The sequence below is a fragment of the Roseovarius autotrophicus genome, from assembly GCF_018069895.1.
Classification (GTDB): Bacteria; Pseudomonadota; Alphaproteobacteria; order Rhodobacterales; family Rhodobacteraceae; genus Roseovarius; species Roseovarius autotrophicus.
The window spans coordinates 32,788-48,451 of sequence record NZ_JAGQDH010000009.1 but is presented as its reverse complement, the minus strand read 5'-3'; the positions used below and the strand labels follow the sequence as shown (position 1 = coordinate 48,451).

Below are 15,664 nucleotides of genomic sequence, written 5' to 3'. Positions count from 1 at the left end.
ATCGACGGAACAACCCGCTCTTGTGCCCGCACGTCTGGACATTGCACCGCACCGCGCCTAGCCATGATCCATGACACCCGAAGGCCCGGTCCGTTTTTTCGACCGCACCACCCCGCCACATATTGCAACGCTGATCCTCATGGCAGGGCTTTCGGCGCTCGCAATGAACATATTCCTGCCCTCGCTGCCGGGGATGGTGGCGCATTTCGACACCGAGTATCGCCTGATCCAGCTTTCGGTGGCACTCTATCTGGCGGTCAATGCCGGGCTGCAACTGCTGATGGGGCCACTCTCGGACCGCTGGGGGCGTCGCCCGGTGGTGCTCTGGGGGGTGGGGCTGTTTCTTGTGGCTACGTTGGGCTGTCTTTTCGCCCCCGATGTGACCACTTTCCTCGTCTTCCGAATGTTGCAGGCGAGCATCGTGGTAGCGATGGTGCTTTCCCGCGCCATCGTGCGCGACATGGTTCCGCAGGACCGCGCCGCCTCGATGATCGGCTATGTGACCATGGGCATGGCGGTGGTGCCGATGATCGGCCCGGCCTTTGGCGGGATTCTTGACGAGATCTTCGGTTGGCAGGCGAATTTCTGGGCGCTTTTCGTGCTGGGCGCGGGGCTTTTCTGGCTATGCTGGCGCGATCTGGGAGAAACCGCGCCGCTTTCGGGGCGCACGCTGATACAGCAATTCCGCGATTACCCGGCGCTGCTGACCTCCTACCGCTTCTGGGGCTATGCGCTGGCGGCGGGTCTGTCGTCAGGCTCGTTCTTCGCCTATCTTGGCGGCGCGCCCTTCGTGGGTGATCAGGTCTTCGGGATGACGCCTGCGGCGCTCGGTCTCTATTTTGGCGCGCCCGCCATCGGCTATTTTCTCGGCAATTTCGCTTCGGGGCGGTTTTCCACACGCATCGGCGTCAACCGGATGGTGCTCTGGGGGGCGCTCTTCAACGCGGGCGGCATCGGCCTGAACCTCTCGGTCTTTCATCTCGGCCTCGGCACACCGCTCAGCTTTTTTGGTCTGATGGCGCTCATGGGGCTTGGCAACGGCATGGTCATTCCCAACGCGACCGCCGGCGCGCTCTCGATCCGGCCAGACCTCGCGGGCACGGCAAGCGGCCTTTCGGGCGCGCTCATGATCGGGCTTGGCGCGGCGCTCTCGGCACTCGCGGGGCTGCTGCTCACGCCGGGCAGCGGCGCCTTCCCGCTTTTGTGGCTGATGTTTCTCACCGGGGTGGCCGGGGTGGTGACGATCCTGCTGGTGATCCACCGCGAACGGCGACTGCGCATGGAGTGACGGAAATCTCACGCTCTCTCACATAAGCTGCAGCTCCTCTGGCCCTTCCCGCAGCAAGCCCCCACCTCGGGAGAACAGCCACAGAAAGGAGCCACACCATGTCCCGCCGCAAGACCGACCCGCGCTTTCCCCGCCCCCCCTGGCATCGCCGACCACTGCCCTTCCGCTTTACCGACTGGGCCGCAATCTGAGCGAAAAGGCCACACTTGCGGATTTTCACCGTGCTCTCACCGCGTTTTGATTTTCGCACCCGACCATCGGCATCTTTAATCGAGACCAAGGACTTTCGGAGGCCAACACAATGATTCATCGTCGTTCCTTTGTCATCACCGGCGTCGCCGCGCTGGCCGCACCGTCGCTGACCCCAACCCGCGCCCGTGCCTTTGCCCTCGACCCCAAATTCTTACCGCAGGACGTGCGCTTTGCCGGGGCCTACGGGCCCGGCCACCTCGTCGTCGTGCCGCGCGCGCATTTCCTCTACTTCGTCACCGCCCCCGGCGAAGCCCGCCGCTATGGCGTGGGCGTGGGGCGCGCGGGGCTGGAATTCACCGGCACCGCCACCATCGACGTCAAGAAGAAATGGCCCACATGGCGGCCCACCAACGAGATGATCGCCCGCGACCCCCGCGCCTATGCCAGGTTCATCGACAATGATTATGTGCAGCCCGGCGGACGCGACAATCCGCTCGGTTCGCGCGCGCTTTACCTGTTCCAGAACGGACGCGACACCTATTACCGCATCCACGGCACGACCGAGCCGCAATCCATCGGGCGCTCGGTTTCCAACGGCTGCATCCGCATGATCAACGAGCATGTGCAGGACCTCTACGAGCGCGTTCCGATCGGCACCGTCGTCACCGTTCTTTGAAATCAACATGCCCGCGCACGATCTGCCCTTGTGTTTGGCGCGCGCAGGCTCCATATTGTTTTCGCTAACGTTAAAGCTATCGACTCTCTGTCCTCCTACGGCTCAGTCACTCGATCTAACTTGACGGGCCGGGCTGCCGCACTTCCGCGGGCAGCATATCTAGAGGAGTTCAGAGCTATGGCATCTGGCACCGTAAAATGGTTCAACACCACCAAAGGCTTCGGCTTTATCGCGCCTGATGGCGGCGGCAAGGACGTTTTCGTTCACATCTCGGCAGTCGAGCGCGCCGGCCTCACCGGCCTCGCTGATAACCAGAAGGTGAATTTCGACATCGAGGCAGGCCGTGATGGCCGCCAGTCGGCAAGCAATCTTTCGCTCGCCTGATCATCGATCCGATATGCCGGAACCGGGCCCCTTTCGGGGCCCGTTTTCATTGGGCCCCCTCGATGAGTTCCACAACATGCGGCCCCAGACTCTCGACAATCCGCGCCACGCCTTCGGCATTGGGATGGATGCGGTCGGGTTGAAAATACGGCTGAAGCACCGCCGGATCGCCCTCTCCCAACCCCTCGAAGAAGTCCGGCGCATAAAGCGCGCCATGCGCCGTGGCAAGCTCGGGGAAGATCGCGTCGAACGCCGTCTTGTACTCTGCCCCGTAATTGCCCGGCGCGCGCAGCCCCACGAGCAGAACCCGCACCTCTCGTGCTGCCGCTTCCTCCAGAATGGTCGCGATATTGCGGCGGCTTTCCGCCGGGTCGATCCCTCGCAAGAGATCATTGCCGCCAAGCGCCACGATCATCGCGTCCACCTCGGGGGTCAGGCTCCAGGCCACCCGCGCCGCACCGCCCGCCGTGGTATCGCCCGAGACGCCGCCATTGATCACATCCGCCGCGATGCCCCGCGCCGCCAGCCAGCCGCGCAGCTGCGGCACGAATCCCGCCTCCTTCGGCAGCCCGTAACCCTGTGTCAGGCTGTCCCCGAGCGCCAGCACCGTAACCTTCTCCCCTGCCATCGCAGGGCTGACAAGCCACAGAAAACATGCCACCACCTTGCCCAGCCAGCGGGCGGCCCCATATGTCCGAAAACCGATGCAAAACAGGCGCAAATCCATGAGCTCTCCCCTTTTGTCCCTCAATGATGCGCGTCTTGCGCTTGAGGGCAATGCCGGTCTCATCGAGATACTTCACGGGATCACGCTCGATGTCCACAGCGGCGAGACGGTCGGGCTTGTCGGCCCCTCGGGTTCCGGCAAATCCTCGCTCTTGATGCTCATGGGCGGGCTGGAGCGCGCGACGGGCGGCACGGTGCGCGCCATGGGCCAGGATCTCGGCGCGATGAACGAGGATGCGCTCGCGCGGCTCAGGCGTGCGCATGTCGGCGTGGTGTTCCAGTCCTTCCACCTCATCCCGACCATGACCGCGCTTGAAAACGTCGCAACCCCGCTTGAGCTTGCCGGTCGCCCCGATGCCCGCACCCGCGCGCTGGAGGAACTGGAGGCTGTGGGGCTGGCCACCCGCGCGAACCATTACCCTTCGCAGCTTTCGGGTGGCGAACAGCAGCGCGTGGCGCTCGCCCGCGCCGCCGCCCCGCGCCCCGCGCTCATCCTCGCCGACGAGCCCACGGGCAATCTCGACAGCGCCACCGGCGCAGCCATCGTCGATCTGCTCTTCGGACTGCGCGACCGGCACGGCGCGACACTGGTGCTTGTCACCCACGATCCCGTGCTTGCGGCGCGCTGCGACCGGGTGATCGCGTTGCGCGACGGGCGGATCGAAACGGCGGCGGCGGCATGAGCCTGAGGATCGCGGCACGGCTTGCACGGCGCGAATTGCGCGGGGGGCTGAGGGGTTTTCGCATCTTTCTGGGCTGCGTGATCCTTGGCGTCGCCGCCATCGCCGCCGTCGGCACCCTGCGAGAAAGCGTGCGCGCGGGGCTGGCCACCCAGGGGGCCGAGCTTCTGGGCGGCGATGCCGAGATTGAATTCACCTACCGTTTCGCCACCGAAACCGAACGTGACTGGATGGAGGCGCATGCCACCCGCGTCTCGGAGATCGCCGATTTCCGCTCCATGGCCGTATCCGGAGACGGGCGGCGCGAACTCACACAGGTCAAGGCGGTGGATGCGTCCTATCCCCTTGTCGGCGCCGTCGGACTCACGCCTGACATGCCGCTGGCCACGGCGCTGGCCGGGGCGGACGGCCTTCCCGGCGCGGTGATCGAGCCGGTGCTCGCCAACCGCCTCGGCATCGCGCCGGGAGAGACGTTCCGCCTCGGCGAGCAAGGCTTTCGCCTGATGGCGCTGATAACCCGCGAGCCGGACCCCTCGCGCGCGGGCTTCGGCCTCGGGCCGCGCTCGATCGTGGCACGCACGGCGCTTGACGGGTCGGGCCTGCTCGCCCCCGGCTCGCTTTTCACCTCGCGCTACCGTCTGACCCTGCCGCAAGCCAGCGATCTCGACGCGCTCGCCGCCCGTGCCGAGGCCGCGCTTGACGGCACCGGCGCGCGCTGGAACGACGCCCGCAACGCCAGCCCGCGCGTCGCCGAATTCGTCACCCGGCTGGGGGCCTTCCTCGTACTCGTGGGCCTCTCGGGCCTCGCTGTCGGCGGGGTCGGCATCTCGGCGGCGCTGCGCGCCTATCTCGCCACCAAGGTGCAGGTCATCGCCACGCTGCGCACGCTCGGCGCCGATCAGCGCACGATCTTCCTGACCTATTTCCTTCAGGTGGGTCTGCTTGCGCTCCTCGGTATCCTCGGCGGGCTGCTCCTCGGCGTGGGCCTGCCGGTGGCGCTCGGGCCGCTCATCTCGGCCCGCCTGCCCGTTCCGGCGGTCTTCGCCCCTTACCCCGCGCCGATGATCGAGGCTACGCTCTACTCGGTTCTGAGCGTGCTCATCTTCACTCTCTGGCCGCTCGCCCGCGCCCGCGAGGTCCGTGCCGCCGCGCTTTACCGCGAGGCGGCAGGCGCGCGCCACGGCTGGCCGGGCTGGCCCTGGGTCGTCCTCACGCTTGCGCTGCTCGCGCTGCTTATCGGCGCGGCGGCAGTCTTTTCCGGCAATCTCAGGCTCACGCTCTGGACGGCGGCCGGCATCCTCGGGGCGCTCGCGTTCCTCACCCTCGCCGCGCTCGGCATCACCCGCGCCGCCCGTGCGCTCCGCCCTCGCCTCAGGGGGCAGCCCGCGCTGGGCTGGGCACTCGGCGCCATCGGCGGCCCCGGCAGCACGGCAGGCCCGGTCATGCTCTCGCTCGGCCTCGGCCTCTCGGTGCTTGCCGCCGTGGGACAGATCGACGGCAACCTGCGCCGCGCCATCGCGGGCGACCTGCCCGAACGCGCGCCCTCCTTCTTCTTCGTCGATCTGCAAAAAGAACAGATTCCATGGTTTCTCGACCGCCTCGCCACCGACCCGGAGGTAAGCCGCGTCGATCATGCACCGATGCTGCGCGGCTTCATCACCCGCATCAATGACCGCCCCGCGCGCGAGGTCGCCCCCGGTCATTGGGTGGTCGAGGGCGACCGCGCCGTGAGCTACGCAGGCGCGCTCCCCGCCCGCACCGAGATCACCGAGGGCACATGGTGGGGCGAGGGCTATGACGGCCCGCCCCAGATCAGCTTTTCCGCCGAAGAGGCGGCAGAAATCGGGCTCTCTCTTGGCGACGCAATCACCGTCAACATCCTCGGGCGCGATCTCACCGCGCCGATCACCTCGCTGCGCGAGGTGGATTTCTCCAGCGTCGGCATGGGCTTCGTCATGTTGATGAACCCCTCGGCGCTGGCAGGCGCGCCGCATACCTTCATCGCCACCGTCTATGCCGACAGCCCCGGGGCCGAAGAGGCGATCCTGCGCGATGTCACCGACCGCCACGCCAATATCACCGCCATCAGTGTGCGCGACGCGCTTCTGCGCGTGAGCGACCTTCTCGCCAGCCTCGCCTCGGCCACCTCCTGGGGGGCCTCGGTCACGCTTCTGACCGGGTTCCTGGTGCTGATCGGGGCCGCAGCCGCCGACCAACGCGCCCGCAGCTACGAGGCCGCGATCCTCAAGGTTCTGGGCGCCACGCGCGCCCGCATCCTCTGGGGGCTTGCGCTGCGCGCCCTCCTCCTCGGGGCCGTGGCCGGGCTGGTCGCACTCGGCGCAGGGATTGCCGGGGGCTGGGCGGTCAGCCATTTCGTGATGGACACGCCCTTTGTGGTGATCTGGCCCTCCGCGCTCGCCATCGTTGCGGGCGGCATAGCCGTCACGCTTCTCGCCGGACTCGCCTATGCCATCGCGCCACTCGCAACCCGCCCCGCCCGCGTGCTGCGGGGCCGCGAATAGCCGGTTCACTGTTCGTCAAATACTCCGGGGGTCCGGGGGGAACCCCCGGCCTCGGGTCTGGCGACCCGCGTTGAAATCGTCACGTCGCGGTGGCACTTACCCCTCGACACCGAATGGAGAGGCCATGACCGATTCGCTGCCCATCCCGCTCTCGCCGCCGCTCAGCCCCGCGCAACAGGTTGCTCTTGTCAATCTCGTGCGCCGCGCCGCGCGAGCCGAGATCCTGCCGCGCTTTCGCACCATCAGCCGCGCCGAGGCCGACACCAAATCCGGGCCGCATGATCTTGTGACCGAGGCCGACCATGCCGCCGAGGCAATGATCGCACGGGGGCTGCAACGGCTTTTCCCCCATGCCCTCATCATCGGCGAAGAGGCGGTGGCTGCAAAGCCGGAGTTGCGCGACAAGGTCTCCGATGCAGAGCTTGCCATCATCATCGACCCGGTGGACGGGACATGGAATTTCGTCCATGGCCTGCCGCTCTTCGGCGTCATCATCGCGGTCACGCGCTTTGGCCGCCCGGTTCTTGGCCTGCTCTATGACCCCATCGCCGACGACTGGATCCTCGCGGACGAAACCGCACGGGCCCGCCTCGCCCCCGCCCTCGGGGCCGAGCGCCCCATCTTCACCGCCGCCACAAAGGCGTTGGCCGAGATGCAGGGCTATGCCCATGTCTCGCTCATGCCCAAGGCGCAGCAGGAACGTCTGGCCCCCCTCGCCCCGGCGCTCGCGCGGCTCACCGCACTGCGCTGCTCGTGTCACGAATACCGGCTTCTGGCGCAGGGGGCAGTGGATTTCGTCCTGTCGGGCCAGCTCAACCCGTGGGACCATGCGGCGGGGGTGCTGATCTGCCGTCAGGCGGGGGGCGTCGCGCGGATGCTCGACGGGCGCGAGTATGACACGAGCGTGACCGAAGGCATCCTGCTTGCAGCGGCCAACGACACCGCCTGGCAACGCCTTGCCGAGCATTTCGCGCCGATCACCGAAGCTCAACCCACCCGATAGGGCAACACCCCGCGCTCGTCCGGCGTCACCTGAAGGCGACGTTCCAGCGGAGGGACCGAGCGTTGGTGGCACTCGGTGCGTTCGCAGATGCGGCACGAAATCCCGATCGGCTCGAACGCGCGGGCATTGCTCACGTCGAGATCGTCGGCATAGACCAGATCGCCCGCATGGCGCACCTCGCAACCAAGCGCTATGGCGAAGCGCCGCACCGGTGCGCCGAAACTGCCGCCCGGTTTCGAGACATCGCGCGCAAGGCTGATATAGCGCACCCCGTCCGGCGTCTCGGCCAGTTGGCGCAGGAAGCGCCCCGGCGTCTCGAACGCGCGATGCACGTTCCAGAGCGGACAAGCGCCGCCGAAGCGCGCAAATTGCAGCCGCGTGGCGGAATGGCGCTTGGTGATCGTGCCCGCCTGATCGACCCGCACGAAAAAGAACGGAATGCCCTTGGCGCCCGGTCGTTGCAGCGTCGAAAGCCGGTGACAGACCTGCTCGATCGAGGCCCCAAAGCGCAGCGCCAGCACTTCCAGATCGTGCCGCACCTCCTGAGCCGTGGCCAGAAACGCGCCATAAGGCATGAGAGCCGCCCCGGCAAAGTAATTGGCCAGCCCCATCTTGGCGATGGCGCGCGCCGCCTCGGACTGGAACCGCGCGAAATCAAGCGTTGCCTCCAGTAACTGATCCTGCATCAAGAGCGCCAGTTGCAGCAGCAGTTGAAAGCGCCGCGTCTCTGGGGCCGCTCGCGCCGAGAGGGTGAGCGTGCCCCTGGCGCGGTCAAACTGACGCAAAACGGCCGTGTCGGCCTCGGTCACGCTGATCCCCATCTCCGAGAGACGCTGCCGCGCAAGCCCCTCCACCCCGCCGCGCGCCGCCCCTTCGGCAAAACGTTCCGCAGCGCGATCGACCGCGTCGATATAGTTGTCGCAGTAATGGAAGAAGTCGCGCACCTCGTCCCATGGGCTCGACTGGCTGCGCGCATCCTCGCGCCCCAGGGCCTCGTCAAGGCTCGCCAGCCGCTCGTGGGTCTGGCGATAGGCACGGTGCAGTTCCAGAAAGGCCCGCGCCAGCGCCGGCGCGTTCGACGCCGCCAGCCGCAGATCGGCCAGCGGCGGCGGATCGTCGCCAAAGACCGGATCGGCCAGCGCCTCGCGCATGTCCGAGACCAGCCGCTCGGCATCGCCGGTGGAAAGCTCGGTCACGTCAAAACCGAATTCCTGCGCCAGAGCCAGCACCACCGTCGTCGAAACCGGGCGGTTGTTGTTCTCCATCTGGTTGAGATAGGGCAGCGACACGCCCAGCTTGGCCGCGAAATCCTTTTGCGTCAGCCCCAGCCGCTGCCGCGTCTCGCGCAGCTTGGCCCCGGCATAAAGTTTGCGCGTGGCCATGGCGGCGGCCTCCTGTTTGCAGATTAGCTTTTCCCGATCCTATGTTTGCAAAACATGTGAGGCAAGAGGGTTGCCTCTCGAAAGCTGGCGTATGTCGCAGCTGTTCAGAGTCACGATCGGGACGGGAAATTCCAGGTCAACGCAGCACGCTAGTGTTCGCCCCCTGACGCAATATACCCGGTGCAAAGCGGCTGCAAAGTGTCCGTTGATGACCCGCATGGACATTCCCAATTGAGGGATGAGCCGCGCGAGCGCCCGCACGGGGGGCAGGAGGCCAGCGTCAGCGCAAGGCCATTCAACGCCCCTGGCATTCTAGATTCCGCCAACATGGCGCGCCTGCTCAATACCAGGTAACTTATGTCAGGTGGCGAACACTAGACCCCGATTTCCGGCCCCTGACACCAAAGCGGCTCGCGCGAGCGGCGCAGTTCGTAAAGGTCGGTGAGGGTGGTCTCTGCGTCAAACCGCGCCACGAGCCGCCCGTCCAGCCGCTCGAATATCCAGCACTGCGGCTCGGGTCGGTTTTCATAGACAAAACAGATGCGTCCCGCCTCCTCATACCAGGATCCGTCGATGCATTCCCCATCGAGAAAGGACCATCGCACGCGGCGGTTGTCGAGATACTCCTCCGCGCCGTAGGGCGCAGCCCCGTCAGCCCCATAATAGAAGGTCTGCCCGCGTGTGAGCGCATCGAATTCCGCAGCGCCCATCTGGCCAAGGGCCGGCGCGGCAAGACCACACGTGGCCATAAGGACAAGGGAAATCCGGCGCATGCCCTACCCTGCCAGATCGCGTGCCCCCCCGCCAGAGGATTCGCGCCAGCGCGCCGCGCGCCCGTCCATCACCCGCCGCCAGACAGGCGGCACCAGCGCCAGCACCGCCATCACCGGCAGCGAATGGGGCAGCACCGGCATCGCCGCCGGGACAAGTTGCAGCGCCGGATATGGGCGGCGGGGCGTCACATGATGATCCGAATGGCGCGGCGCGTTGAGCGTCATCGCCGAGGAATACCAATGCGGCGCATTCCACGAATGAGCCGGCCCCACCGGCACGAATCGCCCGTCGGCGCGCCGTGCGCGATGCAACCCGTAATGTTGCACATAATCCGCCAGCAGGATCTGGATCTGCGCATGGCCGGCAATCAATCCAAGCGCGCCGATACCGCGCCAGTCCCAAAGCACCGCCACACCCGCCACCATCGCCGCTGCTCCACCCATGTAGAGCGCGTAAGGATGCCGCCAGAACGCGCGCCCGTGCCGCCTTGTCTCGGCCCGCAACCCGGCAAGATACGCCCCCGGCCAGGCCCGCAGCATGTAGCGGTAAAACCCCTCGCCGGGGTGCGCGCTGCTTGGATCGGCGGGCGTCGCGACAAGGGCGTGATGGACATGCAGGTGCGCGCTCGCGTGATGGCCAAAAAGAAGCGACGTATAGATCAGCCGCCCCAGCCACCGCTTGCCCCGCGCACCGCAATGAATGAGTTCATGCGCCACCGGATGCGCGATCTGCCCCGCCACCAGCCCCACCGCAATCGCAAGCATCACCCGCTCGCCCCCCGCAAGGCCACCCGCGCCCGACACGCCCCGCAGCGCCAGCGCCAGCACGACGAAATACCCCAGCCCCAGTGCCACCAGAAGCGTATCGGCGGCGGGAAACTCCGTCTCGGGGTCGGGGTTCGCGACTGCCCGCGCGATCAACCGGTCCAGACAAAACACCAGCGCCGTCGCATACCCGACCGCCAACCACCCCCAGACACCGCCGAACAGCGCGGCAAGCGCGGTCAGCGCCAGCGGCGGGATCGTGGCGAAAGCAAACAGGTGCATACTCTTGGCTCACTTGTCAGGGCGTTCCCATCCGTTATGGTATACCAGAAACCATGGCAGTCCCAAGGCGTAACCGGACAGGATTTGCGACATCGCTTGCGGCGCAACGCATCCAGCGCAGCAAATGTCGCTTTTGATCCGCCCAACCCGCGCAAGGCGCTCTATGGCTTGAGACAACAAAGGCGGGGGGCAACACATGGCACTCGACGAACGCAAGGGCGTGTGGAAATCGGGCAAGGGCAAGGGGCGGCGCACGCCGAAGGGGCGGCAGCTTGACGATACGGCCTGGGACGAGGTGCGCGCGCTTCTGGGTGACGGGCCCCGGCGGCGCGATCTGCTGATCGAATATCTCCACCTCGTCCAGGACCGATTTGGCCATCTCTCCGCCGCCCATCTGCGCGCGCTGGCCGAAGAGATGCGCCTCTCGCAGGCTGAAGTCTACGAGGTCGCCACGTTCTATGCCCATTTCGACGTGGTGAAGGAAGGCGAGCGGCCGCCACCCGCACTGACCATCCGTGTCTGCGACTCGCTCTCCTGCGAACTCGCCGGTGCGCAGGCGCTCAAGGCGGCACTGGAGGACGGGTTCGACCCGTCAGAGGTGCGCGTGCTGCGCGCGCCCTGCATGGGCCGCTGCGATACCGCGCCGGTGCTGGAACTGGGCCACAACCATATCGACCACGCCACCCCGGACAAGGTGCGGGCCGCAATCTTGGCGGGCGACACTCACGCACATATACCGCAATATCAAAAGCTTGCGGACTATCGTTCAAGTGGCGGCTACGACACGCTGCGCACCCTGCGCGCGGGCGGCGATTTCGAGACGGTGCAGCAGACCCTGCTCGATGCCGGGCTACGGGGCCTGGGCGGGGCAGGTTTCCCCTCGGGGCGCAAATGGGGCTTCGTGCGCGCCGAACCCGGCCCGCGCTACCTTGCCGTCAATGGCGACGAGGGCGAGCCGGGAACCTTCAAGGATCGCTTTTATCTAGAACGCTACCCCCATGTTTTCCTTGAAGGAATGCTGATCGCGGCCTGGGCGGTAGAGGCCGAACGCTGCTTTATCTACATGCGCGACGAATACCCAGCCGTGATCGAGATATTACGGCGTGAAATCAAGAATCTGGAAGGCGAAGATGTGATTTCGCCCGGCTTTGTCGAGCTGCGCCGCGGCGCGGGCGCCTATATCTGCGGCGAGGAATCGGCGATGATCGAATCGATCGAGGGCAAGCGCGGCTTGCCACGCCACCGCCCGCCTTTCGTCGCGCAGGTGGGCATCTTCAACCGGCCCACGCTCGTCAACAATGTCGAAACGCTCTACTGGGTCACGCGCGTCCTGCGCGATGGCCCCGAGATCCTGAACGCGGTCGAGAAGAACGGGCGTAAAGGGCTGCGCTCCTATTCCGTCTCGGGTCGGGTCAAGAACCCCGGCGTGCACCTGCTGCCCGCAGGCTCCACCATCCTTGACGTGATCGACGCAGCCGGCGGGATGCTCGACGGCCACAGCTTCAAGGCCTATCAACCGGGCGGCCCCTCCTCGGGCATTCTGCCCGCATCGATGGACGATATCCCGCTCGATTTCGACACGCTGCAACCGCATGGCAGCTTCATCGGCTCGGCCGCCGTGGTCGTGCTCTCGGATCACGACAGCGCCCGCGACGCCGCGCTTAACATGCTGCGGTTCTTCGAGGATGAAAGCTGCGGGCAATGCACGCCCTGCCGGGTGGGGTGCGAAAAGGCGGTGAAACTCATGCAGGCCGAGCATTGGGATCAGCCGCTTCTGGAGGAGCTGTGTCAGGCGATGGCCGACGCCTCGATCTGTGGTCTCGGACAGGCGGCACCCAACCCGATCCGCCTGACAATGCGCCATTTCGCAGGGGAAATCTGAGCCGCCCGAGGCTTCCATCTGCCGCCGATCCGCAGTAGGGGTCGGGAAACCGGCATGGAGGACACATGGCGTTTTTCTCGAAACTCAAGGAACGGCTGTTCAAATCCGCGTCGAAACTCGACGAGGGGCTGGAGGCGATCGTCGAGGACGCGGTGGAAACCGCCCCCGCGCCAGCGCCCGCCCCCGAACGCCCCGGCATTCTGGGACGCCTTGTCGGGCGCGATCCCGCCGAGGCCCCGCGCCGGGTGCTCGACGACGCCATGCTGGAAAGCCTCGAAGACCTGCTCATCAGCACAGACATGGGCGTGAAAACCGCGCAGCGCGTTATTGCCAACCTCGCTGAAGGACGCATGGGCAAGCGCCTTTCCTCTCGCGAGATCAAGGCGTTGCTCGCGCATGAGATCGCCCGCATCATGGCCCCTGTGGCGCGCCCGATGCCACTCTACCCCTCGCGCCCACAGGTGGTGCTGGTGGTGGGCGTGAACGGCTCGGGCAAGACCACCACCATCGGCAAGCTCGCCAGTCAGTTCAAGGCCGCCGGAAAATCGGTGGTGATCGCCGCCGGAGACACCTTCCGCGCCGCTGCCGTCGAACAATTGCAGGTCTGGGGCGACCGGGCGGGCGTGCCGGTGCTGACCGCGCCCGAGGGCTCGGACCCTGCAAGCCTCGCGTTCGATGCCATGACGAAGGCCGAGGCCGAGGGCGCGGATCTCCTGATGATCGACACTGCCGGGCGGCTCCAGAATCGCGCCGACCTGATGGAGGAACTGGCCAAGATTGTCCGCGTCATCCGCAAGAAGGATGCGCAAGCGCCGCACAACACCCTTCTGGTGCTCGACGCCACCACCGGGCAGAACGCGCTGTCCCAGGTCGAGATTTTCCAGAAGCTCGCCGATGTCACCGGGCTTGTCATGACCAAGTTCGACGGCACCGCGCGCGGCGGCGTACTCGTGGCGCTGGCCGATCGGTTCGGCCTGCCCATCCATGCCATCGGCGTGGGCGAGCAGATAGACGATCTGGCCCCGTTTGATCCCGAGGAATTCGCCGCCGCCCTCACCGGCCTTGACAGCGAATGACCCCGGCCCCCGTTTCTTCTGGCCTGAAATATCCCGGGGGGTTTGGGGGGCTGGCCCCCCAATTCTACATGCGGTTTGGGGGGCTGGCCCCCCAATGAGCGCCTGGCTCATCTCGCTCGAAGGCACCGAGGCCGGGCGCACGCTCGCCACGGGTCTTGCGCTTCTCGCCGCAATCCTGCACGCGGTCTTTGGCGCGCTGCAGAAGGGGCGGCACGATCCCTGGCTCAGCCGGGGCGCCATCGACGCCAGCTACTGCCTCATGGCCGCGCCCTTCGCCCTTTTCGTGGTGCCCTGGCCAGAGCCGCATATGTGGCCCATCTTCGCGGGCGCGGTGGTGATCCATGTGGGCTACAAGGTGCTACAGGCCATGGCCTATTCGCGCGGGGCCTATACAGTGGTCTATCCGGTCGTGCGCGGCACCGGGCCGCTTTTCACCGTGATCGGGGCATGGCTCATCTTCGGCGAGCGGTTCACGCCCGTGCAATGGGGCGGCGTCGCGGTGTTGCTGACCGGCATCTACGGCCTCGCCCTCTACAATCTGCGCCATTACGTGCTGCAACGCGAGACCATGCCGCTTGCCCTTGGCCTTGCCGTGGCCACCGGGGTCTTTGTCGCGCTCTATACCACCTATGACGCCTATGGCATCCGCGCCGCCGCCGATCCCTTCACCTTCCTTGCGTGGTTTTTCATGTTCGACGGGCTGTCGATCCTGCCCATTGCCTATGCCCGCTGGCGCGCCATGGCGGTGCGCCCCGCACTTGGGCCGCTGATGGCGCGGGGCGTGACGGGCGGCGTGGTGGCGTTCTTCTCCTTTGGCGCGATCATGCTGGCCACCCGGCTCGACAAGGTGGGTCAGGCCGCCGTCCTGCGAGAGACCTCGACCGTCTTTGCCGCGCTGATCGGCTGGCTGGTGCTCAAGGAGACGGTCGGGCCACGCCGCATCGCCCTCATGGGGTTGATCGCAGCGGGCGCGGTGATAGTTGAGTTCGGTGGCTGAGAAAGGACATCGCATGACCGAGACCCCTGCCCCGAAATGGGCAAAACCGGCGCTGGAATTCGGACCCATCCTCGCCTTCTTCGCGGCCTATCTCTGGCTCAAGGACCACACGTTCGAAATCGGCGGCACCGAATACGCGGGCTTCATCGTCGTCACCGCAGGCTTCATCCCCGTGTTTCTTCTGGCCATGGCTGCGCTCTGGCGGCTGACCGGCCATCTGAGCCGGATGCAGGTGGCGACAGCGGTGCTGATCGTGCTGTTTGGCGGGCTTTCGGTCTGGTTCAACGATCCGCGCTTCTTCAAGATGAAGCCCACGCTCATCTACCTGTTGTTTGGCGGGCTGCTGGGGATCGGTCTCCTGCGCGGGCAATCCTGGTTGCAGGTGGTGATGGACGGCGTAATGCCGCTCACCGACAAGGGCTGGACGATCCTGACACAGCGCCTGACGGTGTTCTTCCTCGGGCTGGCCGTTCTCAACGAGGCGATCTGGCGCACACAGTCCGAGGAAATCTGGGTCTATTTCAAGACCTTCGGCCTGACGGCGGCGATCTTCGTGTTCTTCATGACCCAAGGCAGCCTTTTCCGCGATCATGCGCTGGCCGAGGAAGAGACCGGGGACGACAAGGACGACAAGGAGGGCGAGACATGAGCATTTTCGACGAGGATCTGTTTCTCAAGGGGCTCGCAGAGCGCAAGGCCACGCTCGGCGCCGAGTATGTAGAGCAAAGCCTCTCTGCCGCCGACGATTTCACCCGCCCCTTTCAGGAGGCGATGACCGCCTGGTGCTGGGGGTTCGGCTGGGGAGATGACGCCATCGACGCAAAGACCCGCTCGATGATGAACCTCGCCATGATTGGCGCGCTCGGCAAGATGCACGAATGGGAGTTGCACTGCCGGGGCGCGCTCAACAACGGCGTCACCCCAGAGGAGATCCGCGCAATCATCCACGCAGTCGGGATCTATTGCGGCGTGCCGCAGGCGCTGGAATGTTTCCGCGCGGCGCGCAAGGTGCTGACAGAGGCCGGTCGGCTGTAGC

At 66.2% G+C, this 15,664-nt stretch carries 15 protein-coding genes; 11 read left to right on the top strand and 4 right to left on the bottom strand.

Annotated elements, in window-relative coordinates; translation table 11 throughout:
* The first annotated feature begins 70 nt into the window (after positions 1-70).
* From KAK09_RS11220 to KAK09_RS11210, 3 genes are all read left to right on the top strand, one after another.
* Positions 71-1,288, top strand: a complete 1,218-nt coding sequence (locus KAK09_RS11220) for a multidrug effflux MFS transporter (protein WP_210879030.1) — start codon at positions 71-73, stop codon at positions 1,286-1,288.
* A gap of 301 nt (positions 1,289-1,589) precedes the next feature.
* Positions 1,590-2,156: a L,D-transpeptidase gene (locus tag KAK09_RS11215; RefSeq protein WP_210879029.1), complete on the top strand. Its 567-nt coding sequence runs from the start codon at positions 1,590-1,592 to the stop codon at positions 2,154-2,156.
* Positions 2,157-2,333: 177 nt separating this feature from the next.
* The gene (locus KAK09_RS11210) at positions 2,334-2,540 is read left to right on the top strand and encodes a cold-shock protein (protein WP_210879028.1); all 207 of its coding nucleotides are present in this window, start codon (positions 2,334-2,336) and stop codon (positions 2,538-2,540) included.
* Positions 2,541-2,586: 46 nt separating this feature from the next.
* On the opposite strand, the gene KAK09_RS11205 is transcribed toward KAK09_RS11210, so the two are convergent.
* Complete coding sequence (locus KAK09_RS11205; RefSeq protein WP_210879027.1) at positions 2,587-3,267, bottom strand: arylesterase; 681 nt, start codon at positions 3,265-3,267, stop codon at positions 2,587-2,589.
* On the opposite strand from KAK09_RS11205, the gene KAK09_RS11200 reads away from it, so the two are divergent.
* The 3 genes from KAK09_RS11200 to KAK09_RS11190 all read left to right on the top strand — a co-directional run bounded on the left by KAK09_RS11200 (position 3,266) and on the right by KAK09_RS11190 (position 7,471).
* Complete coding sequence (locus KAK09_RS11200) at positions 3,266-3,949, top strand: ABC transporter ATP-binding protein (protein WP_210879026.1); 684 nt, start codon at positions 3,266-3,268, stop codon at positions 3,947-3,949. The genes KAK09_RS11205 and KAK09_RS11200 overlap by 2 nt on opposite strands.
* A complete protein-coding gene (locus tag KAK09_RS11195) occupies positions 3,946-6,468 on the top strand; it encodes an ABC transporter permease (RefSeq protein WP_210879025.1) in 2,523 nt (840 codons plus the stop codon). Before KAK09_RS11200 ends, KAK09_RS11195 begins: the two co-directional genes overlap by 4 nt.
* A 124-nt stretch (positions 6,469-6,592) precedes the next feature.
* Positions 6,593-7,471 (top strand): inositol monophosphatase family protein, encoded by an 879-nt coding sequence (locus KAK09_RS11190; protein WP_210879024.1) that lies wholly within the window; start codon positions 6,593-6,595, stop codon positions 7,469-7,471.
* Here KAK09_RS11190 and KAK09_RS11185 read toward each other — a convergent pair.
* From KAK09_RS11185 to KAK09_RS11175, 3 genes are all read right to left on the bottom strand, one after another.
* Positions 7,456-8,853 (bottom strand): helix-turn-helix domain-containing protein, encoded by a 1,398-nt coding sequence (locus KAK09_RS11185; protein WP_210879023.1) that lies wholly within the window; start codon positions 8,851-8,853, stop codon positions 7,456-7,458. The two genes, KAK09_RS11190 and KAK09_RS11185, sit on opposite strands and share 16 nt — an antisense overlap.
* Positions 8,854-9,227: 374 nt before the next feature.
* Positions 9,228-9,626, bottom strand: coding sequence for a hypothetical protein (locus KAK09_RS11180; protein ID WP_210879022.1), 399 nt, complete (start codon positions 9,624-9,626; stop codon positions 9,228-9,230).
* Between the two features lie 3 nt (positions 9,627-9,629).
* The gene (locus tag KAK09_RS11175) at positions 9,630-10,673 is read right to left on the bottom strand and encodes an alkane 1-monooxygenase (RefSeq protein WP_210879021.1); all 1,044 of its coding nucleotides are present in this window, start codon (positions 10,671-10,673) and stop codon (positions 9,630-9,632) included.
* A 196-nt stretch (positions 10,674-10,869) separates the two neighbouring features.
* Here KAK09_RS11175 and KAK09_RS11170 point away from each other — a divergent pair, with 196 nt between their 5' ends.
* From KAK09_RS11170 to KAK09_RS11150, 5 genes are all read left to right on the top strand, one after another.
* Positions 10,870-12,555, top strand: a complete 1,686-nt coding sequence (locus KAK09_RS11170) for an NAD(P)H-dependent oxidoreductase subunit E (RefSeq protein WP_210879020.1) — start codon at positions 10,870-10,872, stop codon at positions 12,553-12,555.
* 65 nt (positions 12,556-12,620) lie between these two features.
* Entirely contained in the window at positions 12,621-13,631 is a 1,011-nt protein-coding gene (gene ftsY / locus KAK09_RS11165; protein ID WP_210879019.1) for a signal recognition particle-docking protein FtsY, read from the top strand.
* A 94-nt stretch (positions 13,632-13,725) separates the two neighbouring features.
* Positions 13,726-14,628, top strand: a complete 903-nt coding sequence (locus KAK09_RS11160; RefSeq protein WP_210879018.1) for an EamA family transporter — start codon at positions 13,726-13,728, stop codon at positions 14,626-14,628.
* A 13-nt stretch (positions 14,629-14,641) separates the two neighbouring features.
* On the top strand, positions 14,642-15,277 hold the full coding sequence (locus KAK09_RS11155) for an inner membrane-spanning protein YciB (protein WP_210879017.1): 636 nt from the start codon (positions 14,642-14,644) through the stop codon (positions 15,275-15,277).
* Positions 15,274-15,663 (top strand): carboxymuconolactone decarboxylase family protein, encoded by a 390-nt coding sequence (locus KAK09_RS11150; protein ID WP_210879016.1) that lies wholly within the window; start codon positions 15,274-15,276, stop codon positions 15,661-15,663. Before KAK09_RS11155 ends, KAK09_RS11150 begins: the two co-directional genes overlap by 4 nt.
* Position 15,664: the final 1 nt, after the last annotated feature.